Source organism: Nostoc sp. DSM 114159 (assembly GCF_053470285.1).
The window spans coordinates 5,215,609-5,240,668 of the sequence record NZ_JBPFEH010000001.1 but is presented as its reverse complement, the minus strand read 5'-3'; the positions used below and the strand labels follow the sequence as shown (position 1 = coordinate 5,240,668).

The 25,060-nt window shown below is 42.7% G+C and carries 21 protein-coding genes, 1 tRNA gene and 1 pseudogene; 7 read left to right on the top strand and 16 right to left on the bottom strand.

Annotation, left to right across the window (positions count from 1 at the left end):
• Window positions 1-26 precede the first annotated feature (26 nt).
• Together ACR5KR_RS21770 and ACR5KR_RS21765 are read right to left on the bottom strand one after the other, a co-directional pair.
• Complete coding sequence (locus ACR5KR_RS21770; protein WP_448267985.1) at window positions 27-380, bottom strand: XisI protein; 354 nt, start codon at window positions 378-380, stop codon at window positions 27-29.
• A pseudogene (locus tag ACR5KR_RS21765) lies at window positions 368-784 on the bottom strand (XisH family protein). Before ACR5KR_RS21765 ends, ACR5KR_RS21770 begins: the two are co-directional and overlap by 13 nt.
• Window positions 785-884: 100 nt before the next feature.
• Between ACR5KR_RS21765 and pglZ the strand changes: the two are divergent.
• Together pglZ and brxL are read left to right on the top strand one after the other, a co-directional pair.
• Window positions 885-3,452 (top strand): BREX-1 system phosphatase PglZ type A, encoded by a 2,568-nt coding sequence (pglZ, locus tag ACR5KR_RS21760; protein WP_448267984.1) that lies wholly within the window; start codon window positions 885-887, stop codon window positions 3,450-3,452.
• Between the two features lie 91 nt (window positions 3,453-3,543).
• Window positions 3,544-5,562: a protease Lon-related BREX system protein BrxL gene (gene brxL, locus ACR5KR_RS21755; protein ID WP_012411909.1), complete on the top strand. Its 2,019-nt coding sequence runs from the start codon at window positions 3,544-3,546 to the stop codon at window positions 5,560-5,562.
• On the opposite strand, the gene ACR5KR_RS21750 is transcribed toward brxL, so the two are convergent.
• Complete coding sequence (locus tag ACR5KR_RS21750; RefSeq protein WP_448267983.1) at window positions 5,559-6,188, bottom strand: BrxA family protein; 630 nt, start codon at window positions 6,186-6,188, stop codon at window positions 5,559-5,561. The genes brxL and ACR5KR_RS21750 overlap by 4 nt on opposite strands.
• A gap of 243 nt (window positions 6,189-6,431) precedes the next feature.
• Entirely contained in the window at window positions 6,432-6,644 is a 213-nt protein-coding gene (locus ACR5KR_RS21745; protein ID WP_335049635.1) for a ribbon-helix-helix domain-containing protein, read from the bottom strand.
• A gap of 130 nt (window positions 6,645-6,774) precedes the next feature.
• Between ACR5KR_RS21745 and ACR5KR_RS21740 the strand changes: the two genes are divergently transcribed.
• From ACR5KR_RS21740 to ACR5KR_RS21730, 3 genes are all read left to right on the top strand, one after another.
• Window positions 6,775-7,332 (top strand): hypothetical protein, encoded by a 558-nt coding sequence (locus ACR5KR_RS21740; protein ID WP_448267982.1) that lies wholly within the window; start codon window positions 6,775-6,777, stop codon window positions 7,330-7,332.
• Complete coding sequence (locus tag ACR5KR_RS21735; RefSeq protein ID WP_448267981.1) at window positions 7,329-7,631, top strand: helix-turn-helix domain-containing protein; 303 nt, start codon at window positions 7,329-7,331, stop codon at window positions 7,629-7,631. The genes ACR5KR_RS21740 and ACR5KR_RS21735 overlap by 4 nt, the downstream gene beginning before the upstream one ends.
• A 103-nt stretch (window positions 7,632-7,734) precedes the next feature.
• Entirely contained in the window at window positions 7,735-7,935 is a 201-nt protein-coding gene (locus ACR5KR_RS21730) for a hypothetical protein (RefSeq protein ID WP_448267980.1), read from the top strand.
• Window positions 7,936-8,141: 206 nt separating this feature from the next.
• Here the strand turns inward: ACR5KR_RS21730 and ACR5KR_RS21725 are convergent, their stop codons facing one another.
• The 7 genes from ACR5KR_RS21725 to ACR5KR_RS21695 all read right to left on the bottom strand — a co-directional run bounded on the left by ACR5KR_RS21725 (window position 8,142) and on the right by ACR5KR_RS21695 (window position 16,150).
• The gene (locus tag ACR5KR_RS21725) at window positions 8,142-8,792 is read right to left on the bottom strand and encodes a hypothetical protein (protein WP_448267979.1); all 651 of its coding nucleotides are present in this window, start codon (window positions 8,790-8,792) and stop codon (window positions 8,142-8,144) included.
• A 37-nt stretch (window positions 8,793-8,829) separates the two neighbouring features.
• A complete protein-coding gene (locus ACR5KR_RS21720; protein ID WP_448267978.1) occupies window positions 8,830-9,825 on the bottom strand; it encodes an ImmA/IrrE family metallo-endopeptidase in 996 nt (331 codons plus the stop codon).
• Window positions 9,826-10,027: 202 nt separating this feature from the next.
• Window positions 10,028-10,564 carry a TniQ family protein gene (locus ACR5KR_RS21715; protein ID WP_448267977.1) on the bottom strand — a complete coding sequence of 179 codons (537 nt, stop codon included), beginning with the start codon at window positions 10,562-10,564 and terminating at the stop codon, window positions 10,028-10,030.
• Entirely contained in the window at window positions 10,561-11,391 is an 831-nt protein-coding gene (locus ACR5KR_RS21710; protein ID WP_448267976.1) for a TniB family NTP-binding protein, read from the bottom strand. The genes ACR5KR_RS21715 and ACR5KR_RS21710 overlap by 4 nt, the downstream gene beginning before the upstream one ends.
• 3 nt (window positions 11,392-11,394) lie before the next feature.
• Window positions 11,395-13,149, bottom strand: coding sequence for a Mu transposase C-terminal domain-containing protein (locus tag ACR5KR_RS21705; protein WP_448267975.1), 1,755 nt, complete (start codon window positions 13,147-13,149; stop codon window positions 11,395-11,397).
• A 298-nt stretch (window positions 13,150-13,447) separates the two neighbouring features.
• On the bottom strand, window positions 13,448-13,840 hold the full coding sequence (locus ACR5KR_RS21700; RefSeq protein WP_448267974.1) for a hypothetical protein: 393 nt from the start codon (window positions 13,838-13,840) through the stop codon (window positions 13,448-13,450).
• A 15-nt stretch (window positions 13,841-13,855) separates the two neighbouring features.
• A complete protein-coding gene (locus ACR5KR_RS21695; protein WP_448267973.1) occupies window positions 13,856-16,150 on the bottom strand; it encodes an ATP-binding protein in 2,295 nt (764 codons plus the stop codon).
• A 346-nt stretch (window positions 16,151-16,496) separates the two neighbouring features.
• Between ACR5KR_RS21695 and ACR5KR_RS21690 the strand changes: the two genes are divergently transcribed.
• A complete protein-coding gene (locus ACR5KR_RS21690; protein ID WP_445630548.1) occupies window positions 16,497-17,687 on the top strand; it encodes a transporter substrate-binding domain-containing protein in 1,191 nt (396 codons plus the stop codon).
• A 214-nt stretch (window positions 17,688-17,901) separates the two neighbouring features.
• Here ACR5KR_RS21690 and mazG read toward each other — a convergent pair whose 3' ends face one another.
• Window positions 17,902-18,726, bottom strand: coding sequence for a nucleoside triphosphate pyrophosphohydrolase (gene mazG, locus ACR5KR_RS21685; RefSeq protein ID WP_445630549.1), 825 nt, complete (start codon window positions 18,724-18,726; stop codon window positions 17,902-17,904).
• A 51-nt stretch (window positions 18,727-18,777) separates the two neighbouring features.
• Window positions 18,778-19,365: a metal-binding protein gene (locus tag ACR5KR_RS21680; protein WP_448267972.1), complete on the bottom strand. Its 588-nt coding sequence runs from the start codon at window positions 19,363-19,365 to the stop codon at window positions 18,778-18,780.
• A 144-nt stretch (window positions 19,366-19,509) separates the two neighbouring features.
• Here ACR5KR_RS21680 and ACR5KR_RS21675 point away from each other — a divergent pair.
• Window positions 19,510-19,582: transfer RNA gene (locus ACR5KR_RS21675), tRNA-Val, on the top strand.
• A 139-nt stretch (window positions 19,583-19,721) separates the two neighbouring features.
• Here ACR5KR_RS21675 and ACR5KR_RS21670 read toward each other — a convergent pair.
• Genes ACR5KR_RS21670 through ACR5KR_RS21660 form a run of 3 tightly spaced genes read right to left on the bottom strand, consistent with a single transcriptional unit; the run spans window position 19,722 to window position 24,938 of the window.
• Complete coding sequence (locus tag ACR5KR_RS21670) at window positions 19,722-21,110, bottom strand: TniQ family protein (RefSeq protein WP_448267971.1); 1,389 nt, start codon at window positions 21,108-21,110, stop codon at window positions 19,722-19,724.
• Entirely contained in the window at window positions 21,100-22,251 is a 1,152-nt protein-coding gene (locus ACR5KR_RS21665) for an AAA family ATPase (RefSeq protein WP_448267970.1), read from the bottom strand. The genes ACR5KR_RS21670 and ACR5KR_RS21665 overlap by 11 nt, the downstream gene beginning before the upstream one ends.
• Window positions 22,248-24,938 (bottom strand): TnsA endonuclease N-terminal domain-containing protein, encoded by a 2,691-nt coding sequence (locus tag ACR5KR_RS21660; RefSeq protein ID WP_448267969.1) that lies wholly within the window; start codon window positions 24,936-24,938, stop codon window positions 22,248-22,250. The genes ACR5KR_RS21665 and ACR5KR_RS21660 overlap by 4 nt, the downstream gene beginning before the upstream one ends.
• Window positions 24,939-25,060 lie beyond the last annotated feature (122 nt).

The following is a 25,060-nucleotide window of genomic DNA, read 5'->3' as shown; positions in this document are numbered from 1 at the left end:
AAATCATAGTCATTTACCCTGCCTCTTTAGGCTGTAGCAAATTCTGTGAAACCTCTTTTACTAGGATGATGGAACCCTAAAACAATATCAGTTTGGGGTATTCCGGCTGATAAAAAGTCATCAACAATGCATAAATTAGTTGCATCTTCTTCCACCCAAATTTTGCTGTTCTTAATACAGAGATACATGATAATATGCTGTATCTGCTTTTTGCCATCCCAGCCAAACCGAAACCAAATATATTGATCTCTTTCTTCATCAAAAGCCAAGCGATCGCTTGCTTCCACTTCTCCAGAGTTTGCAATCTCAGCATTAGTCATTTCATAATATTCAATAAGTATCTTCTTAATAGCATTGCGGTATTTTTCTATCTTATCCATTGCTGAATCTCCTTTTTATCTGTATTGACGACTATTAATAGAAGTTGATTTTGATTAATGACTGCTTGTACAGATTTTCGTTGAAAAAACTTATAATAAATAATATCATCAATAGCTAAATAAAGTGTATACTCTCGCTCAGTAAGCTGAATAAGATTTCGATAGACAATGTATTGTCCTAATGCACTGTGAAAATCATTAATGTATGATTTTCACAGAAAACTCTTGATTTCTACAACAATTTTCTGTCCCTGGCGTTCTGCGGCAATTGGTTTTTCTGCTGCTAAGTCGGCGTAGAGTTCAGCATTCTCATATTTGATAAAGTAAGGATCAGCCGTAATAGTCCAACCGTCTTTTATCAATGCGTTCTTGACTTCATCATGATATATGTCTTTGGCTGGCATGGTGGAACTATTCGAGTAATAGTTTAATTATAAAGTGTGTGCCATATTGGGTGGAAATTGGATTATAAAATACACTTTCTCATCACTCACCCTGCCTAGAATGAACACCACTCGTATCCAAAACACCCTAGAAACCCTCTTCCAAGATTCAGCCCGTTGGTTACACCCAGGACGGAGGGTGGTGTTTTGGTACGACCCCGAACAACAATTTATCAGCAGCTTCAATGAACTCCAACTCGAAGGCGTAGAAAAACTCCAACTCGCTGATACTGCCTTTACCGTCAAATATCACCTGCTAGTCGAGCAACCCAATCAAACTTTTCTACTGTACGCCCCCTTTGCCGAACCTGCGCCCCAAGAAAACTGGCTTCTAGACATCCAAAAAAGCGGTTTAACTTTCTCTGCTGACCCCGCCGCCCTCATATATGCAGATTTAGGATTGCGATCGCGCGGTCTGGAAATTGTCATCCGGGAACATGAGAAATTCTTTAAAAGCCGCAAACGAACAGAAGCCCTGCAAGCAATGGGTATTTCCCCCGACAGCGACGAACGGGGGTTACTCCTGGCTATGCTTTCCGTCCTCGCAGGCTTAAAAGTACCCGATGCAGGGACACTGATTCGGCGGGTGCTGCTGGGAGGGTTATTAGAGTCGGATAACGCCCTCTGGTCTGATATTGAGCGTTTTATCTCCCCTGAAGCTTTCTGGGAAGTAGTCCAAGAACACACGGACTTTCCTAAGCAAAACCCCAGTTTAAACAAGTTATTCGTGCAGCTGCTAATCACGCATTTTGCTAAATCTCTGCACGATACCATCCCGCCCCAGTTAGCAAACCAAGTCATCATTCCTGGACAACGGGCTTATGCTTTTATCGACCAGTGGATGCGCGACCAGCAGGATTCTCTAGGCTGGAAGATCCTCAGCAGTGAGGTGGCAGAACAATTACATATATTTGATGCTATAGAGAATTTAGAGCCGGAAGTTTTATTTGAAGCAGCGAGTTTCGAGGTGGTAGATAAGGTATTAATCCGCACCTGCGTTAAAACACTGCAAATGCAAATGGGGCAACAAATAACGGAATTGACACCCTGGCGAACTTGGTTACAGGCACGTCATACGCTGATTTGGTTTCCCCAGTATGAGAAGATTTATCAAGCATTAGAAGCTGCGATCGCTCTGTTGGAATTTAAGCAACAGTATCCAGAAGGATTCCGCCAGCCAGCCCCACTTCTCTTCAAAGCCTACGCCAGCGATTTACACTCTTTTGACAAAGCTTATCGCCACTTTATCGTCAAGAGCGATGCTGCCCAAGGGGATATCCTCAAGGGTTTAATTGACGATGTGGAAAATCTATACACCCAATGGTTCCTGGATAGTCTAGGAGAAGCTTGGTCTGATGCCCTTGGCAACAACAACTGGGAATTGGAGGGCATAGCATCCCAAACTAGATTTTTTGGTAGGCACGTATTCCCAATTTTAGAACGGAGCGATCGCGAAAAAGTATTTGTGATTATCTCCGATGCTTTGCGCTACGAAGTCGCCAGCGAACTCGAAGAGGTTATTAAAAAAGAAGTTCGGGGTGAAACCAGCCTAGAGGCACAATTGGGAGTTTTACCCAGCGTGACACGGTTGGGTATGGCAGCACTTCTTCCAGGGTCAAAACTAGAACTGATACCAGGTGATGATGATGTCCGACTGGATGGGCTTGGTACTAAAGGAGCATTAGCAAGGCAAAAGGTACTAAACCAAAATAGTCGGGTAGAAGCTACAGTACTTAGCGCCAAAGACCTGCTAGAGATGAATACTGACGAAGGACGGGCTGCTGTGCAACCTTATCGCTTAATCTACATTTATCACAACGTCATTGATGCGATCGGCGATCAGGCATCTAGCGAACGTCAAGTACTATCAGCTTGCGGAACAGCAATTAGCGAACTGCTACGGCTGGTAAAGAAAATTTGTAATTCTATCAATGGTACAAACGTTATCATCACCGCAGACCACGGTTTTTTATACCAACGTCGCCCCATTCAAGAGGCAGACAAGCGACCCCTACCAAGTGGTGAAGTAGTACTGGAAAGCAAACGCCGCTATCTGCTAGCACAAGAACAGTTGAATGACTCAACATTACTGCACTTTAGTCTGCCCTATACAGAAAATGGCACAGTCGCGATCGTACCTCGTGGTAGTTTACGCTTTGCCGTCCAAGGTGCAGGAGCGCAGTTTGTCCACGGCGGGGCATCTCTCCAAGAGATATGCGTACCAGTCATCACCTATCATCACCAACGGGCGGTTAAAGGAGACGAAGGCCCAGCCAGGAAAGTAGGGGTACAGGTAAGTGCCAGAGTTCGGCGGGTAACGAATAATCGTTTTACATTGACGTTAGTACAAAGTGATGCGGTTGAGGGGAGATGGCGATCGCGTCAAATTACAGTTGCTTTCTACGATCCCCAAACTAATACACCGATAACAGATGTGCGAGGAGCAAACTTAAGCAGCACTAGCCCACATCCTAGCGATCGGGAAAATAACTTAAGGTTGACCGTAACTACTGCTAATCCCCCTAGTAACGTCTATTTAATAGTTAAGGATGCAGACGATGAGAGTGAATTGCTCCGGGAAACCTGGGCAGTTAGTTTAGGAATTGCTAACGACTTTGGAGATTTCTGAGCCAATATAGTCACAAGATTTTAGATGTTGGATTATTAACCAACTGACTTCAATCATCTCAGAATAATCACCAGCAGTTCATAACCCTTGTATGCATGACCTGAATCAAAAGCTAAACAGCATTTACCCTGGAAAGGTAGTACGTAAAGACCTGACTAAACGTATTAAAGAAGGTGCTAATGTACCTGTGTATGTGCTGGAATACCTACTCGGTATGTACTGCGCGACCGACGACGAAACCACCATTGAGGAGGGCGTTACTCGTGTAAAAAACATCCTGGCACAGAATTACGTCCGTCCTGATGAAGCAGAACAGATCAAATCTAAAATTCGGGAATTGGGACGATTTACCATCATTGACCGGGTAACGGTAACGCTCAACGACAGAGATGACATCTACCAGGGAACTTTAATGAACCTGGGTGTCAAAGGCGTAGTCATTGACCCAGAAATTGTCAAACCCAACCAAAAGCTTCTGGGTGGTGGTATCTGGTGTATTCTACAACTTGAATATGAAGCAGGAACCAAACCCAGTCCCTTCATTGTGGGAAGCCTCAAACCTATCCAAATGCCTAGTGTTGATATGGATGAATTGTTTGCGGGTCGCCCAGCTTTTACCCGCAGTGAATGGATTGACCTGCTGATTCGGTCAACAGGACTGGAACCCACTACCGTCAGCGAAGATGTAAAATGGCATCTACTTGCCCGTTTAGTAGCCCTTTGTGAAAATAACTACAACTGCTGCGAACTTGGCCCCCGTTCTACAGGTAAATCACACGTCTACAAAGAAGTTTCTCCTAACTCAATCTTGGTTTCCGGTGGAAAAACTACAGTAGCGAATCTTTTCTACAATATGTCCAACCGTCGCGTGGGACTAGTAGGTTTATTTGACGTGGTTGCCTTTGATGAAGTAGCAGGCATGAGCTTCCATGATAACGACGGTGTGCAAATCATGAAAGACTACATGGCATCAGGTTCTTTTGCACGCGGTAAGGCAGAGATAACCGCTAATGCTTCTATGGTCTTTGTCGGCAACATTAATCAAAGCGTGGAATCCTTAGTGAAGACCTCACACCTGCTGGCACCTTTCCCCGAAGCCATGATTGACACCGCCTTCTTCGACCGTTTTCACGCTTATATTCCTGGTTGGGAAATCCCCAAATTTAGCCCAGAGAATTTCACCAACCAGTACGGGTTCATTGTCGATTACTTAGCAGAGTGGCTGCGGGAAATGCGTAAACGCAGTTTTGCCGATGCCATAGACCTCCACTTCAGACTAGGTAACAATCTTAAGCAACGAGATGTTCAAGCAGTTCGCAAAACTGTATCAGGGCTGCTTAAATTGCTTTTCCCAGATGGCTCATTTAGTAAGGAAGATGTGCGCGAAGCTCTAGTGTATGGGCTGCGGGTGCGACGGCGCGTGAAAGAACAGTTAAAGAAAATTGGTGGAATGGAATTTTACGATGTGCATTTCAGCTACATCGACTTGGAAACTCTAGATGAGCATTTTGTCTCAGTACCGGAACAGGGTGGTTCGAGCTTGATTAGTCAGGAAATGCTGACTCCCGGTCACTTGCACTTTGTCAGCACTGGGGATAGCGGCATAATCGGAGCATTCAAACTTGAACTGCAAGCAGTACCGGGTAGTGGCAAGTTAGTACGTACTGGTGTAGCAACGGCTGGCAAGATGAAGGATAGTTTAAACATTGCTATGAATTACTTTAAAGCTAACGCTCAAAGAGTTAGCAGTAGCATTCACCCAAGTAATTTGGATTTTTTGCTCCAGTTACTAGACTTGCAAGGGTCTGGCGCACCGCAAGAGAGTGGATTAGCATTGTTCGTTTCTTTATGTTCTGCTTCTCTAAAACGAAGTGTTCAAACGCAATTTGCAATATTTGGGGAAATGACCATTGGTGGGACGATTACACCAGTCAGTAACCTAGCGGGTAGTCTGCAAGTAGCCTTTGATGCTGGCGCTAAACGTATCCTCTTACCAATGGCAAGCGCCGTGGACTTAGGCAGTGTTCCGCCAGAATTGTTTGCTAAATTTCAAACATCATTTTACGCTGACCCCGTAGACGCAGTATTTAAAGCGTTAGCAGTCGATTAAAAATCAAGCATGAGAGTCAGGTAATGAGCTAGCCCATCAGCAAGTAATTGTTGACGCAAAGCTGATGGCACCGGAACAGAACGAATTTGATAATTTCCTTTTGGGGACGTGGGTTGCAATAGACCCGCATTTACTAGCACTAGTAAGGTGTTGCTAACAGCCTTTTTATAGGTGGAGTTTGACCATGCAGCCACAGTTGAATTTTGATCTCGCTTTCCTTCAAAGAAGGTTCGCAAGTCAGCAGTCGTTACGACATAATCAAAACCTTTAATTTTGTCCAGCAGGACTTCAGCGATGAGTTCGCGCAGAAGGCGGTGTTCTTGCAGAATCAGGAACAATATGGTGAATCGACGGGTATCAGGGTTACTAGTGGCAATTAATTGAATATATTCCTCTGGCACTTGTTGAAGGCGTTTGAGAACAGTTTGTAGCGCCCGCTCACGAGAAACTTGGGAGCGTAGTTGAAATAAATCATCCACCAATACCCGTTGCCGAATATCTTCCTGGGTTGCACCTTGATACATCAGTTCAGCAACTCGAAGGGTTTCAGTCAAAACAAAAGCGTGGTTAGTACGAGCAGCATAAGCCGTTTCAGTCATAGTAGTAACAGTAACAAAGACAGGCAAAAACTTTTCTCAAATCCAGACGGTAAGCTATCGTATAGCAATAATCTAGCTGAGGAAGGTTTTTGGCATCCTACTATGTAAGTCTCCCTTGATATATTCGTCAAGCATGGTAGCTAGAAATTTATATAGGAATACTGTTTGAGTCTTGCTGGGTATACTGACACTCTAGCCTTTGTCAGGCAAGGTTTAGACTTTTGTAGTTAAGCTTTTTTGGACACTCTACGCAAGCGATCGTATCACACATCATTTTCCCTGACTTGGAGGAATTTTACCTTCATTTTGCGCTTGTTTGATAGCTCGTTTCACAATTAACACTGCCATCTGAGACAAAGAACGCTCCTCTGCATCAGCCAACAATTGCAGGGCTTCTTTGTCTTCTTCTTCCATGTAAAGAGTTACTGTTACTTTTGCCATTTCATCATCATAAGCAATTTTGTTTGTTTTTATATTAAACACCTAAAAACACACTAAAAAACATAAATTCACTTTGTTTTAGCGTATAATTACTGATAAGTCAAAAGCCAGCCATCAACTTTCTCAGGGCGGATGCTGGCTTTTGGCCCCCATATCACAGGAGACATTTTCCATGTTAAAGCCTGTTAGCTACAAAACAGATCAACACAGAGCTTATCAACAAGCTTTAGATGATTTCGGCATCACAGAATTACTGGCAAAGCTCAACAAATACTCTGATGCTGACTTTGATAGTGCCTGCATACAACTCCAGCACCAAGAAATAGAAAGTCTAGCTGCGATTCTGATTTCTCAATTAACTTACAGCATCAATGGTAAGTTGATTGCCGCTTATCTCAATCTCATCCGGCACAGTAACCAAGATATAGCCCCAAGCTTGATTAACCTCAAATGCCCAGATGCATCTATTGAGCTTCCCGCTAACTTTCCCGATGTAGCTAAGACACCGAGATTTTTATATGGCGATCGCTTGCGTTGGCTCTCCACTGAAAGCGATACTGACTGGGGTATTGTCATTGGTCGATTTTATAGCAATGCTTGCGATCGCTGCTGCTGGAGTTGGTGCTACCTGATTTGGTTGGGCGAAGATAGCCCCAGCGCCGCTTGGACATCTGCCGATATTGCTTGGGAAGAAGATTTAGAACCAATCAGCGAGGAAACAGACTTATGAATCCTCATCCACTCAGGCAGCGAGAGCAAGATTTGATTCAACTCTACAGCTACTGTCAATTGGGAATGACTCCCAAGCAGTTTTACTCCAAGTGGCAGGTGAACTACGAAGAAATTGCTCAAATTTCCTCTCGTTCCCTGTCCACCGTTCGACGCTGGTTTGCTAGAGGTAAAAACTACCGCCGCCCCATGCCAGCCGATTTACGCCACCTTGCACTGATGAACTTTTTGCTGGAACATTTTGAGGATATCCCCGAAGAAGTGTTGCAGAAGCTTTGTTTTCCAGACAAGAGTGAGTAGGAATTGAATCTAATTTCAATATCAATTTGATATTTCTTGCCAGCCACCGTCACAGTAGGCTGGCTTTTGTCTTGGAAATTACAGATTTTATCAGGAGAATTCGATGACCTACCTTGAAAAACTCAGTCCTTGGTGTATAGTCCGACTTAAACCTAATATGCAGAACCAGATTGTAGCTCGTTTTCGTCGTCGCAGTGATGCAGAAGCTCATTTACAAGTTTTATGCCGACTCATCCCCAGCATAAGTTTTACAATAATTTTCAATGTGGTGTTAGAGCAACAAGACCTGACTGCTTTAAAGTAACATCAGGCATAAAACACTTACCGCAAAATCCTTCCATTAAGTTTATCAAGATAAGGAAGGATTTTGCAGATTAATAGGCTTTTAGATAACAAGTAAATTGAGTAGCGATCGCATTTATGAAAGATTGGAGCAAAAATCCAAATTTATAAATTTATACAACACTAAGTATTTCAATAAAAATTAGGCAAATTATAAAGTTTTTAGTCTTATAGTTTTGTCTGGGCAACTAAAACAGAATCTATCAGTAAATCTCCTGTCTTTGCACGTAAGTCTTGGATTGCTTGGTTCAGCACTTTAACTGCATCCTGGTGTTTTGTTTGTTTACCCAACTGAAATGCCTCGGAAATAACTTGGTCACAAGCATCTGCCGATGCCATTCTACGACATACCAAGTCAAATCCAGCATGGTCAATTACATGAATTATTAGCTGCTCTAAACAAATAGCTTTTTTATGCAATCTTTGTTTAACGTCTTTGAAGCTAGATAATGCTAACGATTTTAAAAATCGTTTATCTGACGTAAGCAAATAAAAATCTTCTTCCGTTTGAGTTGCAGCAACAAGTAAAGCCTCACCCACATCAATTCCATCTGTACAAGCTAACATTTGGTATTCTGAAGTACTACAGATAGCATAGTCATCTATTGTTTTACATCTATCCGCTATTTGTTTCGCCCTTTCTATGCTAGTCGGTTTAAATTGCTTACTAATTTTTCGAGAACCGCTAAAAACTTTCGCCGCAGTAGGCAATATACGAATATTTTCGTTTTTAATATTTAAGCTAGCAACCATTTCCCAAAAGATTTGGTAGGCTGCCAGCTTTAAAATTACATCGTTATCTGTAAAATACAGCAGCAAAGACTTGCTCCTATTTCACTCCTTTACTTAGGAGCAATTATACTCCTGTTACGAGTTTAAGGTATTCTTCGCTGTCTATGTCTAATTTTTCCCAATTTAGCTCTTTTTCAAGATAACTATTGATTTTAACTGATGCATTAGCTACAGGTTCAATTATCTTTAATGCACCTTGGGCAATTGCCCAGTCTTGTTTTTGTTCTGCTTGCCAAGCATAATTTAATGCTAAAGCGCCAGGATCTACTGCATCTTTATTGCCTAATTGCCGCACCATTCGCGTTAGTTGTATCGAGTCAGATATCTTAGCCCATGCATATTTATTTTTCTCCCCAAAAAGAATAACCTCAGCAAACTCATTTGCTTCTTGCTCTTCCTTATCTTCTGCTTCTTTAACTATCTTTTCATCAATCAGAACACAGTCTTTAACATGACCACTAGCGATATGCCCAATTTCATGAAGAATGATAAAAAGCAAGTAAGCAGAGTACCTACGATTAGAACTAAGTACAATTACTGGACGGTCATTAATCACTGCCGCCATACCATCCATCTTAATGCTTCCTCTAGGAAACTCAGAAAAATGGACTACTGGAATACCATAATTCCAGCAAAATCTGAGAATAGCATCAAGGTCTATGTAAGAATTATTTTTCAGGATAAAATTCCTAATTTCAAATGCATTTGTTGCCATATCTGTAAAAGGTCTTTTACAGGCATACGTAACCATCTCAGCTACGCGAGTAGCTAGCCCTTGAGCAACAATTAATCGGCTCTCATCAGAATTTTTTTGTATCTTCTTAAATTTAGGGCGAATTACTTGCTTAAAAGTAATAGGAGCATCAGGATCAAGAACTGATGCCATATCTAGCCCTAAACGTTTAGCAATACGTCCTGCCGCTTCTAAAACAGCTACAGGATTATTTTCAAGTTCTGCATCCCACCATTCAGGTAAGGCTTTTTCTTGAATAAACTTTGGCGGTAATCCCACTTTTGATAAGCGTTTATACAGCATTGGCATTTCAAGGGTCTTATTCATAATTTCCCTCCTCTGCCTATTCTCAATATGTGGCCCCTTGTTGTGAATTACTATCTATATAGTGACACCATTATGCCACGATGAAAATTGCCTTTACATTGAGTATGCGAATATGTAGCAAAAAGAACCAGAGTTTTAAACAGACTATTCCTCTTATTATAGTACATTTGTACTTAAGCTATACAGCTATCACTACTAATAATCAAGAATCAGCATCTAAGCTTTTCAAGTTAATAACAGGCTTCTGATACGCTGCCATTTCCGCAAACGGTCTTCGACACCTATGACAGCACCCATCCTCCCACAGCGCAGGCATTTTGAGAAGAGCTTCACAATTTGGACACTTCGCTAAAAGTTTGAGTTCGTGGCGATCGCACTTCCACACCGACTTATACTGCCACTCAATTTGGTGACAAGGTGCTTCAGCATAACAAGCCCCACACAAGCGAATTGGCTCATGCTGCATTCCCACTCCAGCAGGTGGTAACATCTGGGCTAACCTTTGGGCATCCACTTCTACCACAGATGCGATCGCTTCTAATTCTTGCTGACTAGGGCGAGGATTAAAATGAAATCTTTCCCAACGTGCCACTACAGCACCAATTCCTGCCAAGCTACCCAACCCACTCGGAGATAAATGGTTAGTACGTCTGAACCTACCAAGAAAGTGGCTCAGACTCTCTCCTTCATAGGCTTCAATCAAGAATAGCCAAGGTTTAACATTTGGTGCTTCTATCATTTGTACTCCTTAGCTACTTCCTGTAAAACAGCCTTGTCAATCTTCTTCAGTCCCCTTGATAAAGAACGAATTGCTGCTTCCCTCAGAATCTCATCAAGGCGACCAATGTAGCCTTCTGTTGCTGATGTGAGAATCCTAAGCATATCCTTACTCGTTAGATTAGAAGATACTGGTAGTTTCAAAACCATTTGTTCCCACATATCTACAGTCTTCTTGAAATCCTCTCCCGACAATTTACCAAAGCGAAGATGTGGCATAAAGCGTTCTTTAACCTGCTCATCCCTCTTAATTACTGCATCCAAACGGTCTGTTCCTACCAGTACCACAGCAATTCCTAAATCTTCAGCAATATCTCGCACATCAGCAAAAGTTTCAGGTTTAAGACGATCAGCTTCATCAATAATCAGCATCTCTACGCCACAACCCTTAAGTACTTCTATAGCCCTATCGCGAAAATCAGATACTGTTCCTTTGGTTACTCGATATTTGAGGTACTCAGTAATCTTCTTAAATAAATCCTTGGGGCCACATTTTTGGTTAGGTCGAATATAAACGACAGGCACAATTGGTGGTCTTCCGGCTTCCTGCTGTGGCTTATGCCTTAATCTATAGGCATCACAAGCAACTGTCTTACCAGTTCTCGATTCCCCAACTACTCGGCAACATTTTCTGGCTTTGCGCTTGCCATCTAACCAATCATGGAGAGTTTTGACCTGCTGTAACGGCACAATACTCTTAGCCTTCAAACGAGCAGTTTCAGCTTGTAACCACTCCCCATCTGGTTTTACCCCTCCCAATTGTTGGGCGATCGCTTGAGCTTCTGTCATTGTTTAAAACCCATATTCTTCACGAAGTTGTTCATAGTCCCACACCTCAATGTCTTCGTATTGAGAGTGAACCGTTTCTGTAGATTCCACTTCATCTGGTTCAATTATTTCAGAAGGCAAGGATTCTGTTTTACTTTCATCAACCGCAGCAGATCGCAAAACAGCCTGTTCCAATTTTTGACGCTCTTTACGACTTTTCTTGCTAGCCACAAGAGCATCACGGTCAACAACTTCTTGCAATAATGATTGGTTACTGATAGTTTTCCCTGCGGTACGGAGTCTGCGACTTGCTGCCTCAGCCTCATCCAATGCCAGCTGCTCTGTCTCCAAACCTTGAGCGTGAGCGCGAGTTAAAAATACTTCCTGATTTTTCTCTTGGCGATAAACCAAAATTGTTGTAATATCTCTGGGATCAAACCTTAAGTTCACAGTTTCTCCGGCATAACCAGCCAGATATTCTCCTCGATACATCAAGTTCTGGAACTGCAAGCAACCACCTCTTTGTACAGTGCGCCGTGATTGCTTCATTAAACAGATATCCAAATCTCGTTCTGGTATTGGTACTGGTACTGTAGGCAAACCTGCTTCCCAACGCTCAAAGCGAGTTTGGTCGCCCATCCGCGCATCAATACTTTGGTTGTAACGATCTACGATGTAACGTACAAGTAACTGTTCTAGTTCCCGTAAAGAAAGTCTTGCGTCTTTCTCCGCATCTTCTGGGCGTTCCTGTACATTAGATCCGGTGTATCCAGGAAGCGTGGAAAATAGTTGGTCATTTAATGTTTTGAAAGGACGTTCCACTACTCCACCTTCAGAAGGGCGATGGCGTAAGTGACAGACAAACCCTAATTGCGCTCCAATCTGACTCAAGTGGTTAGAGCGAAAGTCTTTGCCACCATCTGTATAAAAGTGTTCTGGTTTCCCATAAGTTCCCCACTCACAATGCAGTTTATAATCTGAACCGTATCGCTTTGGCAAAATCGCATGACGTAATGCTAAGGCTACTACCACCGAACTAGGGGCATCAAAACCCAAATTGATACCCATGATGCAACGAGAGTAGGTGTCAATTACTGTTGTTAGCCAAGGACGACTTAGAATTTCACCATGTTGATCTACCAGCAACACATCCACGCGGGTATGGTCACATTGCCAAACATGGTTACTGTAATCAACCGATAAATCTTTTCCTTCACGAGTTTTAACCGAAAGCGTAGTTCCTCTCCAACCTGGGCTACGGATACTCTTGGCTTTTTCTTGCTTTTCCAATAAAGGCGCTAATACCCGTAACACGGTTCTGTAATTGGGTGGCTTTGAATCCTCCAACTCACGGGCTTTAGCCTGGATTCTAAGGGCAACTTGTTTAGGGGTCATGCGTTTACTACCCTTGTTACCCTCCCGGTAGGTTTTGAGAATAAAGTTTTCCCAGAACTCACCAATTCGATGCTTTCCTTTATCACCCCTGCCAGTTTGAGTGAGTCCGACTATGCCATCTTGCTCCCACTTTCTGACTAATCGCTGCACCGTTCGCACCGATACACCTAGTTTTTCAGCAGCTTCTTTCAACTTCTGCCCATAAGTAGTGCGATCGCAGGGTTCCAGTAAACTTTGGATTACCTCTAGCCTTACTTGCGCTTCCTCTGATAGTTGTGTGGCAATTACATTCTTCTCAAGAGTTGTAGCACTTTCTCCTAGTAAGCCTTCCATAGGAATTGCCGAGGGATGAACAGCTAAATCAGGATTTTGCTGACTGTTCATAATGCAAAGCTTTTTTATAAAAACATACTGTTATTCTATCTTTACACAAAGCGACAGTCAATTTGTCATTATGAAAATACACAAAAGCTTTTTTCCTCTAATGAAGCGACAGCTAATTTGTCACTATTACAGGAAATGACAGCTAATCTGTCACTGTCAATGATGTATTCTAGTACTGCTAAACCGCTATAACCTATACTGAGTCAGGATTTAATGAATGACATTAATTTGTCACGGCGACAAATAATTAGTCACTGTACAGTTGTACAGTGACTAATTATTTGTTGTGTGACTTTATTCATAAGTTTGGTGCTTTACCATAGCAAGCCCCATATAGGCGAATTGGCTCATGCTGCATTCCTACGTCAAAAGGTGGAAGTATTTGAGCAAGCCAGTCTGCATCTACTTCTACTACAGATGCGATCGCAATTGTAGCTTTTGCGAACTCAATTGTAGCTTTTGCGATCGCAATTGTATGTTTTGCGATCGCAATTGTAGCTTTTGCGAACGCAATTGTAGATTTTGCGATCGCAATTGTAGATTTTGCGATCGCAATTGTAGCTTTGGCGTTCGCAATTGTAGCTTTGGCGAACTCAATTGTAGCTTTGGCGAACGCAATTGTAGCTTTGGCGAACGCAATTGTAGCTTTGGCGAACGCAATTGTAGCTTTGGCGAACGCAATTGTTACCAAAAGCTTAATTGTGCATTAAACTTGTTTGCTATTTTTGGTCAGGTTCGCTACCACTTTCACCAACTCTTCTGGCTCAATTGGCTTGGATACATGAACTTGGAATCCGGCTTCCAGAGCTAGTCTGTGTTCTTCTTCTCTAGCAAATGCCGTTAGTGCTACAGCTAGAATCTTCTCCCCTTGCTCTGTTTCCTGCACCCGCACTTTCCGAATCAGAGAATAACCATCCTCATCTGGCATTCCAATATCACTGACTAGCACATCTGGTTTTAATCGTTCTAGTGCTTCTAGAGCTTCACCTACTGAGCTAACTGCCGTCACCTGCCCTCCAGACTTTTCAAGAATGAAGGCAATTAACTCGCGTGTATCTGCATTGTCATCGACAACAAGTATTTGCAAGCCGTTGAGTATTGAGAGATTCTCGACTTTTTCTTTACTTTCTTTAATTAACTGTTCTGGTTGCGGTTCTACCAGAGGCAACAACACTGTAAATTTTGCTCCCCTTCCTTCCCCTTCACTAACTGCGCAGACTGTGCCTGAGTGCATTTCTACTAAATGGTGTACAATTGCTAGCCCCAACCCCAAACCATTGTCCGATCTAGTAGTTGTGCTATCAGCTTGACGGAAACGCTCAAAGATATAAGGTAGAAAGTCAGGACTAATTCCTTTACCTGTGTCAGAGACAGTTATCTGGACATTTGAGTTTACCTGTTCCAAATGCACTTCAACTCGCCCTCCGTTAGGTGTGAACTTGACGGCATTAGAGAGCAAATTCCAGACAACTTGTTGTAGGCGTTCGGCATCACCCATAACTTGACCAACTGAAGAATCAAGATCGAATTCAACTTGAATATCCTTAATTTCAGATGTGGGATGTACAGCTTCAATTGCCGCCTGAATTATCGGTACAAGGTCAACTTTACGGATATTTAGGCGAATTTGTCCTTGTACAATGCGTGAGATATCCAGGATATCTTCAATCAGTTTTCTTTGAAGTTTAGCATTCCGCTCGATTGTCTCCAATGTCTTAGAGGTAGTTGCTTCATCCCATTTGCGAGTACGTATTAGTTGAACCCAACCCAGCATAGAATTGAGAGGTGTACGAAGTTCATGGGAAACGATCGCTAAAAACTCTTCCTTGATGCGGTTAGCTTCTTGGGCTTGCCGATAAAGCTGGGCATTATCAATGGCGAATGCTGCTCGTTGAGCAAGTTCTTCAGCCATTTCTAGGTCTACAGTCGTGTAATGGCGTTCTGGTTGTGCAGACGCAAATAGAATTGTCCCCAGTTTGCGTTCGCGTACTAATAGTGGTACTATCATCTGAGATTTAATTTCGAGTCGGCGCAGCAGACTAAAGTGTTCCTCGTTCGAGGACCTTTCCTGTAATGAAGACTCAAGAATATTTGTAATCAGTTCCGGCTGACCAGTCCGTAAAACTTTCGGTGGCCCGTAATCAGCATCAATAGAAATTGGATAGCGTTGTTGGAGTTCTCTTAGCAGTGCTTGCTTTCCTGGTTCAGATGCAACGATGACTGGGTTAGTAAAGATTGGCAAATTATCTTCGATGACATCCACAATACACCAATCGGCAAAAGTAGGCACTGCTAATTGCGCGACGCTCCTTAGGGTAGTGCGATAATCCAAGGAAGATGCCAATACACTACTTGCTTCAGCTAAAAAATTAGAGCGTTTTTCTGCGGCTTCGGCTGCAATTCGGGCGGCTTGCTCATTAGCAAATAACTGCTGGCGCTGCAACTCTAAATGCTTACGCTGGCTAATGTCACGCATTAGCCAGCGCAGAGCAACTGGCTCACCTTTTTCGTTACGAACGGTAACTACTGTCAAAGCAACATCAAAACAGATTTTTTCTCGTGGTTGTAAACACACCTCCCATTCTCCACCTCGGTCGAGCTGCCGCAACTGAGTTAGGTAATTAAAAAAAGCTTGATGATCTGACTGGGCAATGAAAGTAAGTAGCGGTTTGCCAATCAAAAATCGCTGTAAAACATTGAGTTGCACAGTAGCAGCACGGTTAGCTTCCAAGATAATGCCGAATGTATCAGTTACCAAGTAACCATCAGGCGCAAAATCAAATAATTCTTGGTAGCGCTGACGTTCTTTCTCTACTACCATTCGTGTTGCTTGTAGTTCCTCGGAGGCAACTTTTAGTTCTTCCAAAGTGATTTGCAGTTCCTCAAAAGTTTCTGCTGTTAGCTCGTGCTGTGAATACGCCTCACTTGTAGTTTTTTGCAGGAATCCCGTTACCCATGAGCGCAATGTCTCTATTTGTTGACTGAAATCGTCTACATCCATATTGCTCACTTTGCCAAGACTAAGAAGGGCACACCAGAGAAAACATTAGGCTAAATATAAACCCAAATCTACCCTAGCTAAAAGCCGATCTCAAAACTATTGCTCAAAAGATAGAAGTTTGTTTTGCGCGAGTTCTAGAAAGTGAATTACACACAATAAGGGGAAAGGTTAAAGGGGAAAGGTTAAAGGGGAAAGGGGAAAGGGAAGAAATATCTATTTCCCCCGCCCTTTATCTCCAGTCGCCGTAAATTTGAAAAAAATCGGTTTTATGGAGATGATGAATGCGATCTTTGGTATAGGGTGGGCATGATAAATAGATTATGCACACAACCCTGAGAGAATTCAGATGATAAATGCGATCGCTAGTAGATTTCGCCAATTTATGGCTCGGAAAAACAGCCTAATTGGCAGATATGACCCGAAAAACAAAACCAAGCGTTCCTTAGCACTGTATACCTGCATAGGATTAATAGGTGGAATTCTGGCATTGTTGTTAATGGCGTCCCCAGGAGTAGCCCAAAAACCACAACTCCAACAACCGTTATTAGTAGCGACACGAGTTATACCGCCCTTTGTGCTATCAAACAAAGGTGAGCTATCAGGATTCAGTATCGACCTCTGGCGCAAAATCGCTAACCAAATAGGTGTAGAGTCTAAATTTATAGAATATTCCACAGTGCCGCAAGTGCTTTCGGCTATTAAGGAAAGCAAAGCCAACTTGGGAATTTCAGCCATCTCAATTACAGCCGAACGCGAGCAGAATTTTGATTTTTCATTACCTATTTTTGCTGGGGGGCTGCAAATTATGGTGAGAAACCCAGAGCAAAACAACAGTGCCTTCCCAAATATTTTGCAATTGTTTTTCTCCGGTAGCCTTTTGCAAGTAATAGGCGTTGCCCTAGTGTTAATTATCGTAGCAGCCCACATTATTTGGTTATCTGAGCGTCATCACAAAGATGGGATGATTCCCAAATCATACTTTCCTGGCATTTTCAAAGCCTGTTGGTGGTCGGCTGCCACCTTAGCAACCCAAGCTGATGAAATGCCCAAGGGAGTAATGGGACGCTTAGTAGGTATTGTTTGGATGTTCATCGGAGTACTTTTTGCCGCCTACTTTACAGCCAGCGCGACTACCTCCTTGACAGTGCAACAGCTTCAGGGCGATATCAGGAGTATAGATGATTTACCCGGCAAGGTAGTAGCCACAACTGCGGGTAGCACAGCCGCCACATACCTGCGAGAACATAAGATTTCAGTTTTAGAAGTTACCAAAATTGAGCAAGCTTATAATGCTCTGCAAACAAAAAAAGCTGATGCCGTAGTGTTTGATGCACCTGTACTCCTCTTCTATGCTGCCAATGAAGGCAAAGGGAAAGTAGAGATTGTAGGCAGTATCTTGCGTGAAGAAAGCTATGGCATCATTCTGCCCAATAACAGTCCCTACCGCAAACCAATTAATCAGGCTTTGCTAAGTCTCAAAGAAAATGGCACTTATCAATCGCTATATGATAAGTGGTTTGACGTTGAAAAATCTTGAAGAAGAGAGCAGGGGAGCAGCACTTCGGCTACGCTCAGTGACCGAGGAGCAGGGGAGCAGGGGGACAAGGGGGACAAGGGGGACAAGGGGGACAAGGGGGACAAGGGGGACAAGGGGGACAAGGGGGAATTATTGAATAAGTCTCTCCCAAGTCTCCCCCCTCTACCTTGTCTACCTTGTCTCTTCCCATGCCCAATTCCCAATGCCCCATTCCCTACTCTCCATTCCCTTCTTTCGCCAGTTGAGCTTTTGCCTGTTGCCACAAGTTTTCTAACTCATGCAAACTGTAATCAGAAAGAGGACGGTCAACAACCGCCTCCATTTTTTCTAATCGCTGGACAAAGCGCTGATTTGTGCCTTGTAAAGCGGTGCTGGGGTCAAGATTATGCCAACGCGCTAACTGAATGACGGCAAATAGTAAATCGCCTAATTCTGCTTCTTGTCGTTCCGGTGTTTCCTCAGCTAAAGCTTGCTCGAACTCTCCCAACTCCTCATGAAACTTATCCCAAACACCCTGAATATTTTCCCATTCAAACCCGATCGCCGCAGCCTTTTGAGAAATTTTCATCGCCGCCGTCAGTGGGGGAAGGGTACGCCCATAACGAGCGAGTTTAGCACTAAATTTTTGGGCATCTGGAGATGCTTCGCCCTTTTCCTCCGCTTTGATTTGTTCCCAATTTTGCCGCACCTCATCCACACTGGCCACCGACACATCACCAAACACATGAGGATGACGGCGAATCAACTTTTGGGAAATCCCCTGAGTAATTTCTTTGAGAGAAAATTGCCCCGATTCGCTAGCGATTTGGGCTTGCAATACCACCTGTAATAATAAATCGCCTAACTCCTCTGCGATCGCACCCTTATCCCCACTCTTAATCGCATCCACCACCTCATAAGCTTCCTCAATCACAAAGGGCGTCAAAGTTTCCGCAGTTTGCGCCAAATCCCAAGGACAACCACCATCAGGCGATCGCAACTTCGCCACCACCTCAATTAATTCTTGCAACGCCGCCAAACTCTCATTTTCCTTTTCCATACCTCTGCGTACCTCTGCGCTTCCCTTAGCGTCCCTTTGCGTTTAAAAAAATTATTTCTTCACTCTCGCCCGACGACCGCCACTCCTCACTTTCCGCCTCTTAATTTTGCCACTAGGAAGCAACCCCCGAACCCCCTGCTTTTTAAACCGTTTATAAGCTGATCCCCCCCAATCGCTAAGAGAATGACTCATTGCACCGAGTTCTAAACCCAAAAACAAGGCGATATATTCAGTATCGTATTGCACGAGCGATCGCCCGACAGTTTGTCCCAAATCTTGCCAACTAAAACTCAGATTCCATAACCTTTGAGCGATCGCCAAAACGAAAATTGCCAAAATAGCAAGTAAACACCCCAGATAAAGTATCCGCAAAATCGTGCCAATAATCGGCCCGTGGGATAAAAAAGAACGATGCCGCAGACTTTTTTGATAAGGTAGCCAAATCCAGCGCAAGAAACCCCAGCGTTGGAATTGCACAGAGTAAATATCCAAATCGGGGCCAAACATCAGCCCACCAAAGAGAAACCCGCCTGCAACCAACAAAGTCGCATTGCTACTGCGAGTCTGCCAGAAAGTAACACCCGCCACCAACGGCAGAGCATACATAGTAATGCGATCGTGCGTCCGACCAGAGGGCATCCTAAATCCTGTTAGCGATAGCGGGGGCGTTGAGCCAGTGTTGAGTAACTGAATACTGAGTCAGTATAAGACAAAAAAAGATTTTCTTGAAACTACTAGCGCAATGCGAAATGTTTTGCTATATTGGTTAAGGATTAGTAAAACGGGCGGTTAGCTCAGTTGGTAGAGCGCCTGCCTTACAAGCAGGATGTCATCAGTTCGAGTCTGGTACTGCCCATTCAGTAAATTAAGGCTAGAAACAGCTTAGTGTGACTTTACCCATAACTTTGCCGCAACGGCAAGTTTATGCTTCCAATAAAGGGTGGCAAGGTTATGGTTCCACTTTTCTAAGCTGTTATAGTTTTACATATAACAGCTTACAAACTAAACTCACGTCGTGCATCATTAAAAGCAGCACGGACTTGTTTATATCTAAAACACCCCGGATTTGGCATTAATTCACAAACGCGACCTTCTGTGGGATGCACACCCTGAGCATTAAGGCTAAGGACAATCTCTCTAACTTCGCTGCAAAATTTTTCTATGCTTTTGAGACGACAAACTTTATTGTAATCACGACATTTAGCAGAAATAGCACTACACAAATCTGGAAAGTGTCTAGAAATAGTTCTGTTGTGATGACCTAAACGCTTTGCAACTTCTTCCATTGTTGGTGGTGGTTCTTCATTACCTGCAAGTATTGCTAATAAAGCATCTCTTACGTTATATTGGTCGAAAACTTTTGGAGATACCCTTGGGGTGCGAGAAAGCTGGAGGTACTTCTGCGAGATTTTTGTAAAAGATTTAGTAATCAGATTTTTTGGAGTAAGAAATTCTACCAAAGATATCTCTAATTCGTAACAAATCTTCAGAAGAACATTTAGTTGTGGCAAGGTGTTAGTAGACTGCCACATCCACAAACTATTTTTTGGTACTCCAATAATACGAGAAAATGCAGCCGCATTATTTTCTGCAACTTTATCAATAACTAAATTTAACGATTTTGTAATGTTTTCTTTTGATGGGGCAGATTCAAAGCATTGAGCAGATGAAATTAGCTCTCCTACAACATTAGCAGCCCAAGACTGGCACTCAAACTGTAATTTTATTGACGCTTCACCATCTGTAAATGTCTTAAGGTATTGATTTATGCCTAACCACTCTCGACACTTTGAGCAGTAACCAGGTCTTGAGTGCCAGTTTAATAAAGGTGATTTATGATTACAGTGAGGGCAAAGATCAACTAAGGGTTTTTGATGTTGAGGGCAAATTGTAATTAGGTTGATTGTCCAAAGCAATTGCTCATAAACTACCTGCTCATTTTGATGCCGCTCTTGATAACAAATTGGACACCAAGCTTTGTTGGTGCGAAATAAATTGCGTGGAGTCAAAATGTTAGACCAAAACAGCATGGTTAAAAAACATAAGTCATCTCTAAGCGTCAATTTTTGTAACACTTGAACTAAATCTGCTGCCATCTCTCCCATGCCATTTAACGCTTGACTACGGTTGAATATTTCACGAAAACCTCGATTAGCTCCATTTTGGAAATATAGTTTATTGACAAGCGGAGCAATTTCTCTAGTCATCAAGACCCCTGGAAGAACTCCATGCAACTCTGCTATCCGTGCGATATAACCTGTTAAACTCTCTATGTAAGGAGTCCCAAGACCTACAGGTTGAGGTTGATAGAGGCGACTACGTTGTGGAATTAATGGCTTTTTAAAATCCCAAGATTCGTATGTTTCTAATGCACTAGCTAACATCTTGCTGCACTCCGATGGGATCTCTTTTAGGTTTGCGTTTGCCACGCTTTCTTGGCGGAGGAGTAGTTTTTGGAGTTTCTTCTGGCTGTGTAATCGTCTCTTTTTCAAGTTTTAGATCAGAGCGTAACTTTTGTATGTCTGTTTCCTTTTCAGATAATTGTTTTTCGCCCTCTTTAATTTCGTTGAACATTATCTGACACTGAGCAACCGACCAAGCACGTTTTTGTAAGTCTTTTAGAGTGACGGTTGTTGCTTCTTGATCCAAAGCATCTTTAAGAGCGCGTGTTAGCCAATTTTTCAGTATGCCAACACATCCTAATGTACGTTCATAAAGATATTCCCAATGAGTAACTAAATCTGGAGGCTCTGCAAGTGGCATCCGCTGCTTGAAATTCAACAATACACTTTTAAAAGCCTTTACGTCTTTTGGGGTGTCAGCACAATAACGGCGAAAATGAATATCGACGCTACGGCGTGAAAGTTGACCGCTTAAATTACGGAATGTCAGTAATTCGTAAGTTCCTAATAGACAATGCAAGATACCTGTCATATTTGCCACAGATTTAAGGCAGTCTAATTGATCTTGTAGCTTGTATCCACTTGCCATCTTGCCAAAATGTTGTGCTTCATCTACAAAAAATACGTCTGGATGACGATGGATGAGAGCATTTTCTAATGCTCTGCGTAAAGCAGGTGCAACTACTTTTGACTCAACATTAACTTTGCCAAAATTATCGCGAGAGATACCACGCACACCGTAATCAAACTTGTAATCGATTAAGGGTTCCTCTAAGGCGATTAAGGCGCGTGTATAGTAATCTTTCCAGTTGAAGTTTCTCGATTCTGGGGCTACAGCTTCAACACCAACAACAGGAACACGACCGCGATCGCTTTCCAGTTTAGGTAATGCTAATTCTGTTAATTTCTGCTCAACAAACAGTCGTAAAGTTGTTTTACCAACACCACTGGGGCCATAAATAAAGATAAATGAGGCTCCTGCGGGTTCGGCAATTGTTCGCATAAGAATTTCAGCGACTTCATTAAGTCGAGGATGTCCTACGGTGTAATTCTCAAAGTATGCCAGCCTTTCTAGAGCAGGTCGTGTGAGGAGTTCAAGCGGAAGTCCAGTAGATTTTTTCATAATGAAAACTCCTCATACACTTCAAGGATATCTTCATCTTCAGCCACTTGAGTATCAGTATTTTCAAAAGGAACTTGAATAATTTTTGGTTGTTCGTTAAGGCTTGTTGCCGCTTTTCCGCTCCCAATTACTATGAGGGCTTCCTTAAGTTCTGCATCACGTAAACGCTGTTCTAGTAGAGCTTCTTGTGCTTCTACAGATGCTAAAAACTCTGCTAACTTCTTAGCTGAAACTTGAGATTGTCGTCCATGATTTTGCTGGCGTTTGCGTAACTCAGCACTAGCTAATTCAAATTCTTTTTCTGAGCGACCTTGGAGTTCTGCATAATATTGAGAAATACACTGTACCCAGTATCCTCGAACAAAGGCGTAAGCGATACCAATATTAAACGGGTCATATCTGATTGGGACAGAGGTATTTTCAATTTGGGGGTCGTGGAAACTATTAGACCAGTAGTAAATTGAGTTAATTTTTACACCACGTCCAGCTTGAACTTTTGCTTTCCCCTTTAAAGTTGTAGGTAGGGTAAGAATCTGAAAGTTTTCATCGTAAGCAATCATACGGTGAACCCGACTGCCACCAATCGCCATACCCGCAGCAAACGCATCCCTCGGACTCTGGAAAAGTGCCGGATGTTCGTCTGTATCGTAAACTTCGTAAGCCCAAGTACAAAGATATTCATAAAGTAAACCAAGTGTCCATATAGCTTGATTTTTAGGGTTAACTGACTTGGTGACTTGGCGGACATTACGAGTTATTTGTGTATTACCGCGTAAGTTATGAACAAATTGAGTATTGGAAGTTCCAAATAGCCGTTCGCAAACCGAACCAAAACGTGATTTGGCTGGAGGTCTTTGCTTTTTTGTAGATTCAAGAGTAGCTAGTAATGTTTCAAAGTAACCGCTGTGAAACTCTGGGCCGTTATCTATCACTACAATTTGGGGAAGCCTACCGTGACGCTTGACACAAATTCTTAGTACCATTAAGCAAGAACGATATGAGGGTGAGTCAAAAGTTAGGTAAACTGCCAGTAATCGCCGAGAGTAAGCATCTACGAGAAATGTTGCCCAAGGTCTGCCAAGCTTGCTACCTGTACGAGAGCAAACTATATGTGCATCTAACTTAGTATGATCTATATGTCCAATTTCAAAGGGGCGATCGCCGTGTATTGGGGTAGTTTGAGTAAGCTTCCAATAGAAGGATTCATGCTGGTAAGCGGCACGATGACCTTGGCGTTTTTTAGTCTGTTCGTAATTAGGACGGCGTTTTACTTCTTTGGTAAATGCTTTGTAACTCGGAGCAATTACACCAGATTGTTCGCAAGCGCGAACTAAAGCACCGTAAACCTCCCACATTCTTTTTTGTTTAAGAGTTTCATAGTCTTCTAAAATAAACTTTTCCATGATTGCTAAGGTGTCTTCGGGCAACTTGCGCTGACGATTACCTTTGACACTGCGATGGGACAAAAGCCCAATGTAGCCGCAACCGTATTTTTGAAGTGCAGTTAGATATTTAGCTTTCCAGTGACGAATGGTACGGGCTGGTATTATTTCGTTTTCTGGGGGATGACCGTTTAAGTATGGTTCGATAGCTTTGTAGCGTTCAAGGGCTTCTGCTTGGTCTTCTGGACTAGCTTGATAAAATCGCTGCCAAGATTCTGTGCTAATAGGTGTTTTTTCTGGTGTTTGCAGACTTGTGATTTTTCCTTGACGAACCAGATTCTCAAATATAGCTTTTTTGAGTTCAATTAACTGATTATTTTCTGCGCCAAGTATAACCTCTGTTTCTCCGACATGGATAATATTTAAACCTTTGCCGTCCCAATTAACAGTCGTTCCAGTAACAATATTGACTACAGGAGAGATAGCCGAAAGACTTACACTTGGCTGTTCAACCATTAATCTATAAGCACCAGCAGTTTGTTTGTCACGGAAGATTAGACATCTTTCTGGTTCAGCAAGTGCTGTAGCATTTAAATCAAAATAGATTCGCTCTTGAAAAATTAAGGTGTAGATATCGTCAGATTTAGCTCCTGTTGACCCATTGAGTAATTCTGCTAAAGTGATTCCTGGTTGAGATGATACAACTGCAAGTAATGATTGAGCGATCGCTTCTTCCACTACTAGAGATTCTGAGCGATAATAATCTTCTAAAAATTGCAGATTACGTTGCAGAACCCAATTGATTTCCTTATCTGAGCGAATGCGGTAATAAAGCCCAAACTGGTTAGCATAGTCTTCTCCTGGCGGACAATGCCATTGATTATCTTCTTGAGAGTAAAAGTAACGATTGGGGTTTTTCTCTGCTAATTTTTTCAAATCCTGCTCAGTTTTACACTCTTCCCAACCAGCCGAGTTGGTTCGGATGACAAAGAAATCTGGGGTGTGTAAAACGCCTAATCTACGTCCGTTACTTGCTTGATAGTCAAGTTTAATTTGTGGTGGTTGATCGTAGAATTCTAGAACATCTTTATCGTGTTCTAGCTGATAGATAATTGGCAGTTCAACCCGATGAGACTCAAATTGAATCGTGACTCCCATCTTGCGACTAGGGTAGCGTCCCGAAACATTCTTGCTACCGCCACCAACGCGACGGGATGGTTCAGATGAGCGAACTTTCTCAATAATTTTTTGCCCTGCCTCGGATATTGGAAGGCGAGCAACCCATTGTTCAAATTGCTCTTTCATATATTCCGTACTAAGCACTTTGCGTTTTATTTTATGAATCTATCAAAATAAGGCCATAAAGTTAGGAACTTGCTTGTGTGATGTTATATTACTTACCTTTTATACCACTCATAGTGTGCAAA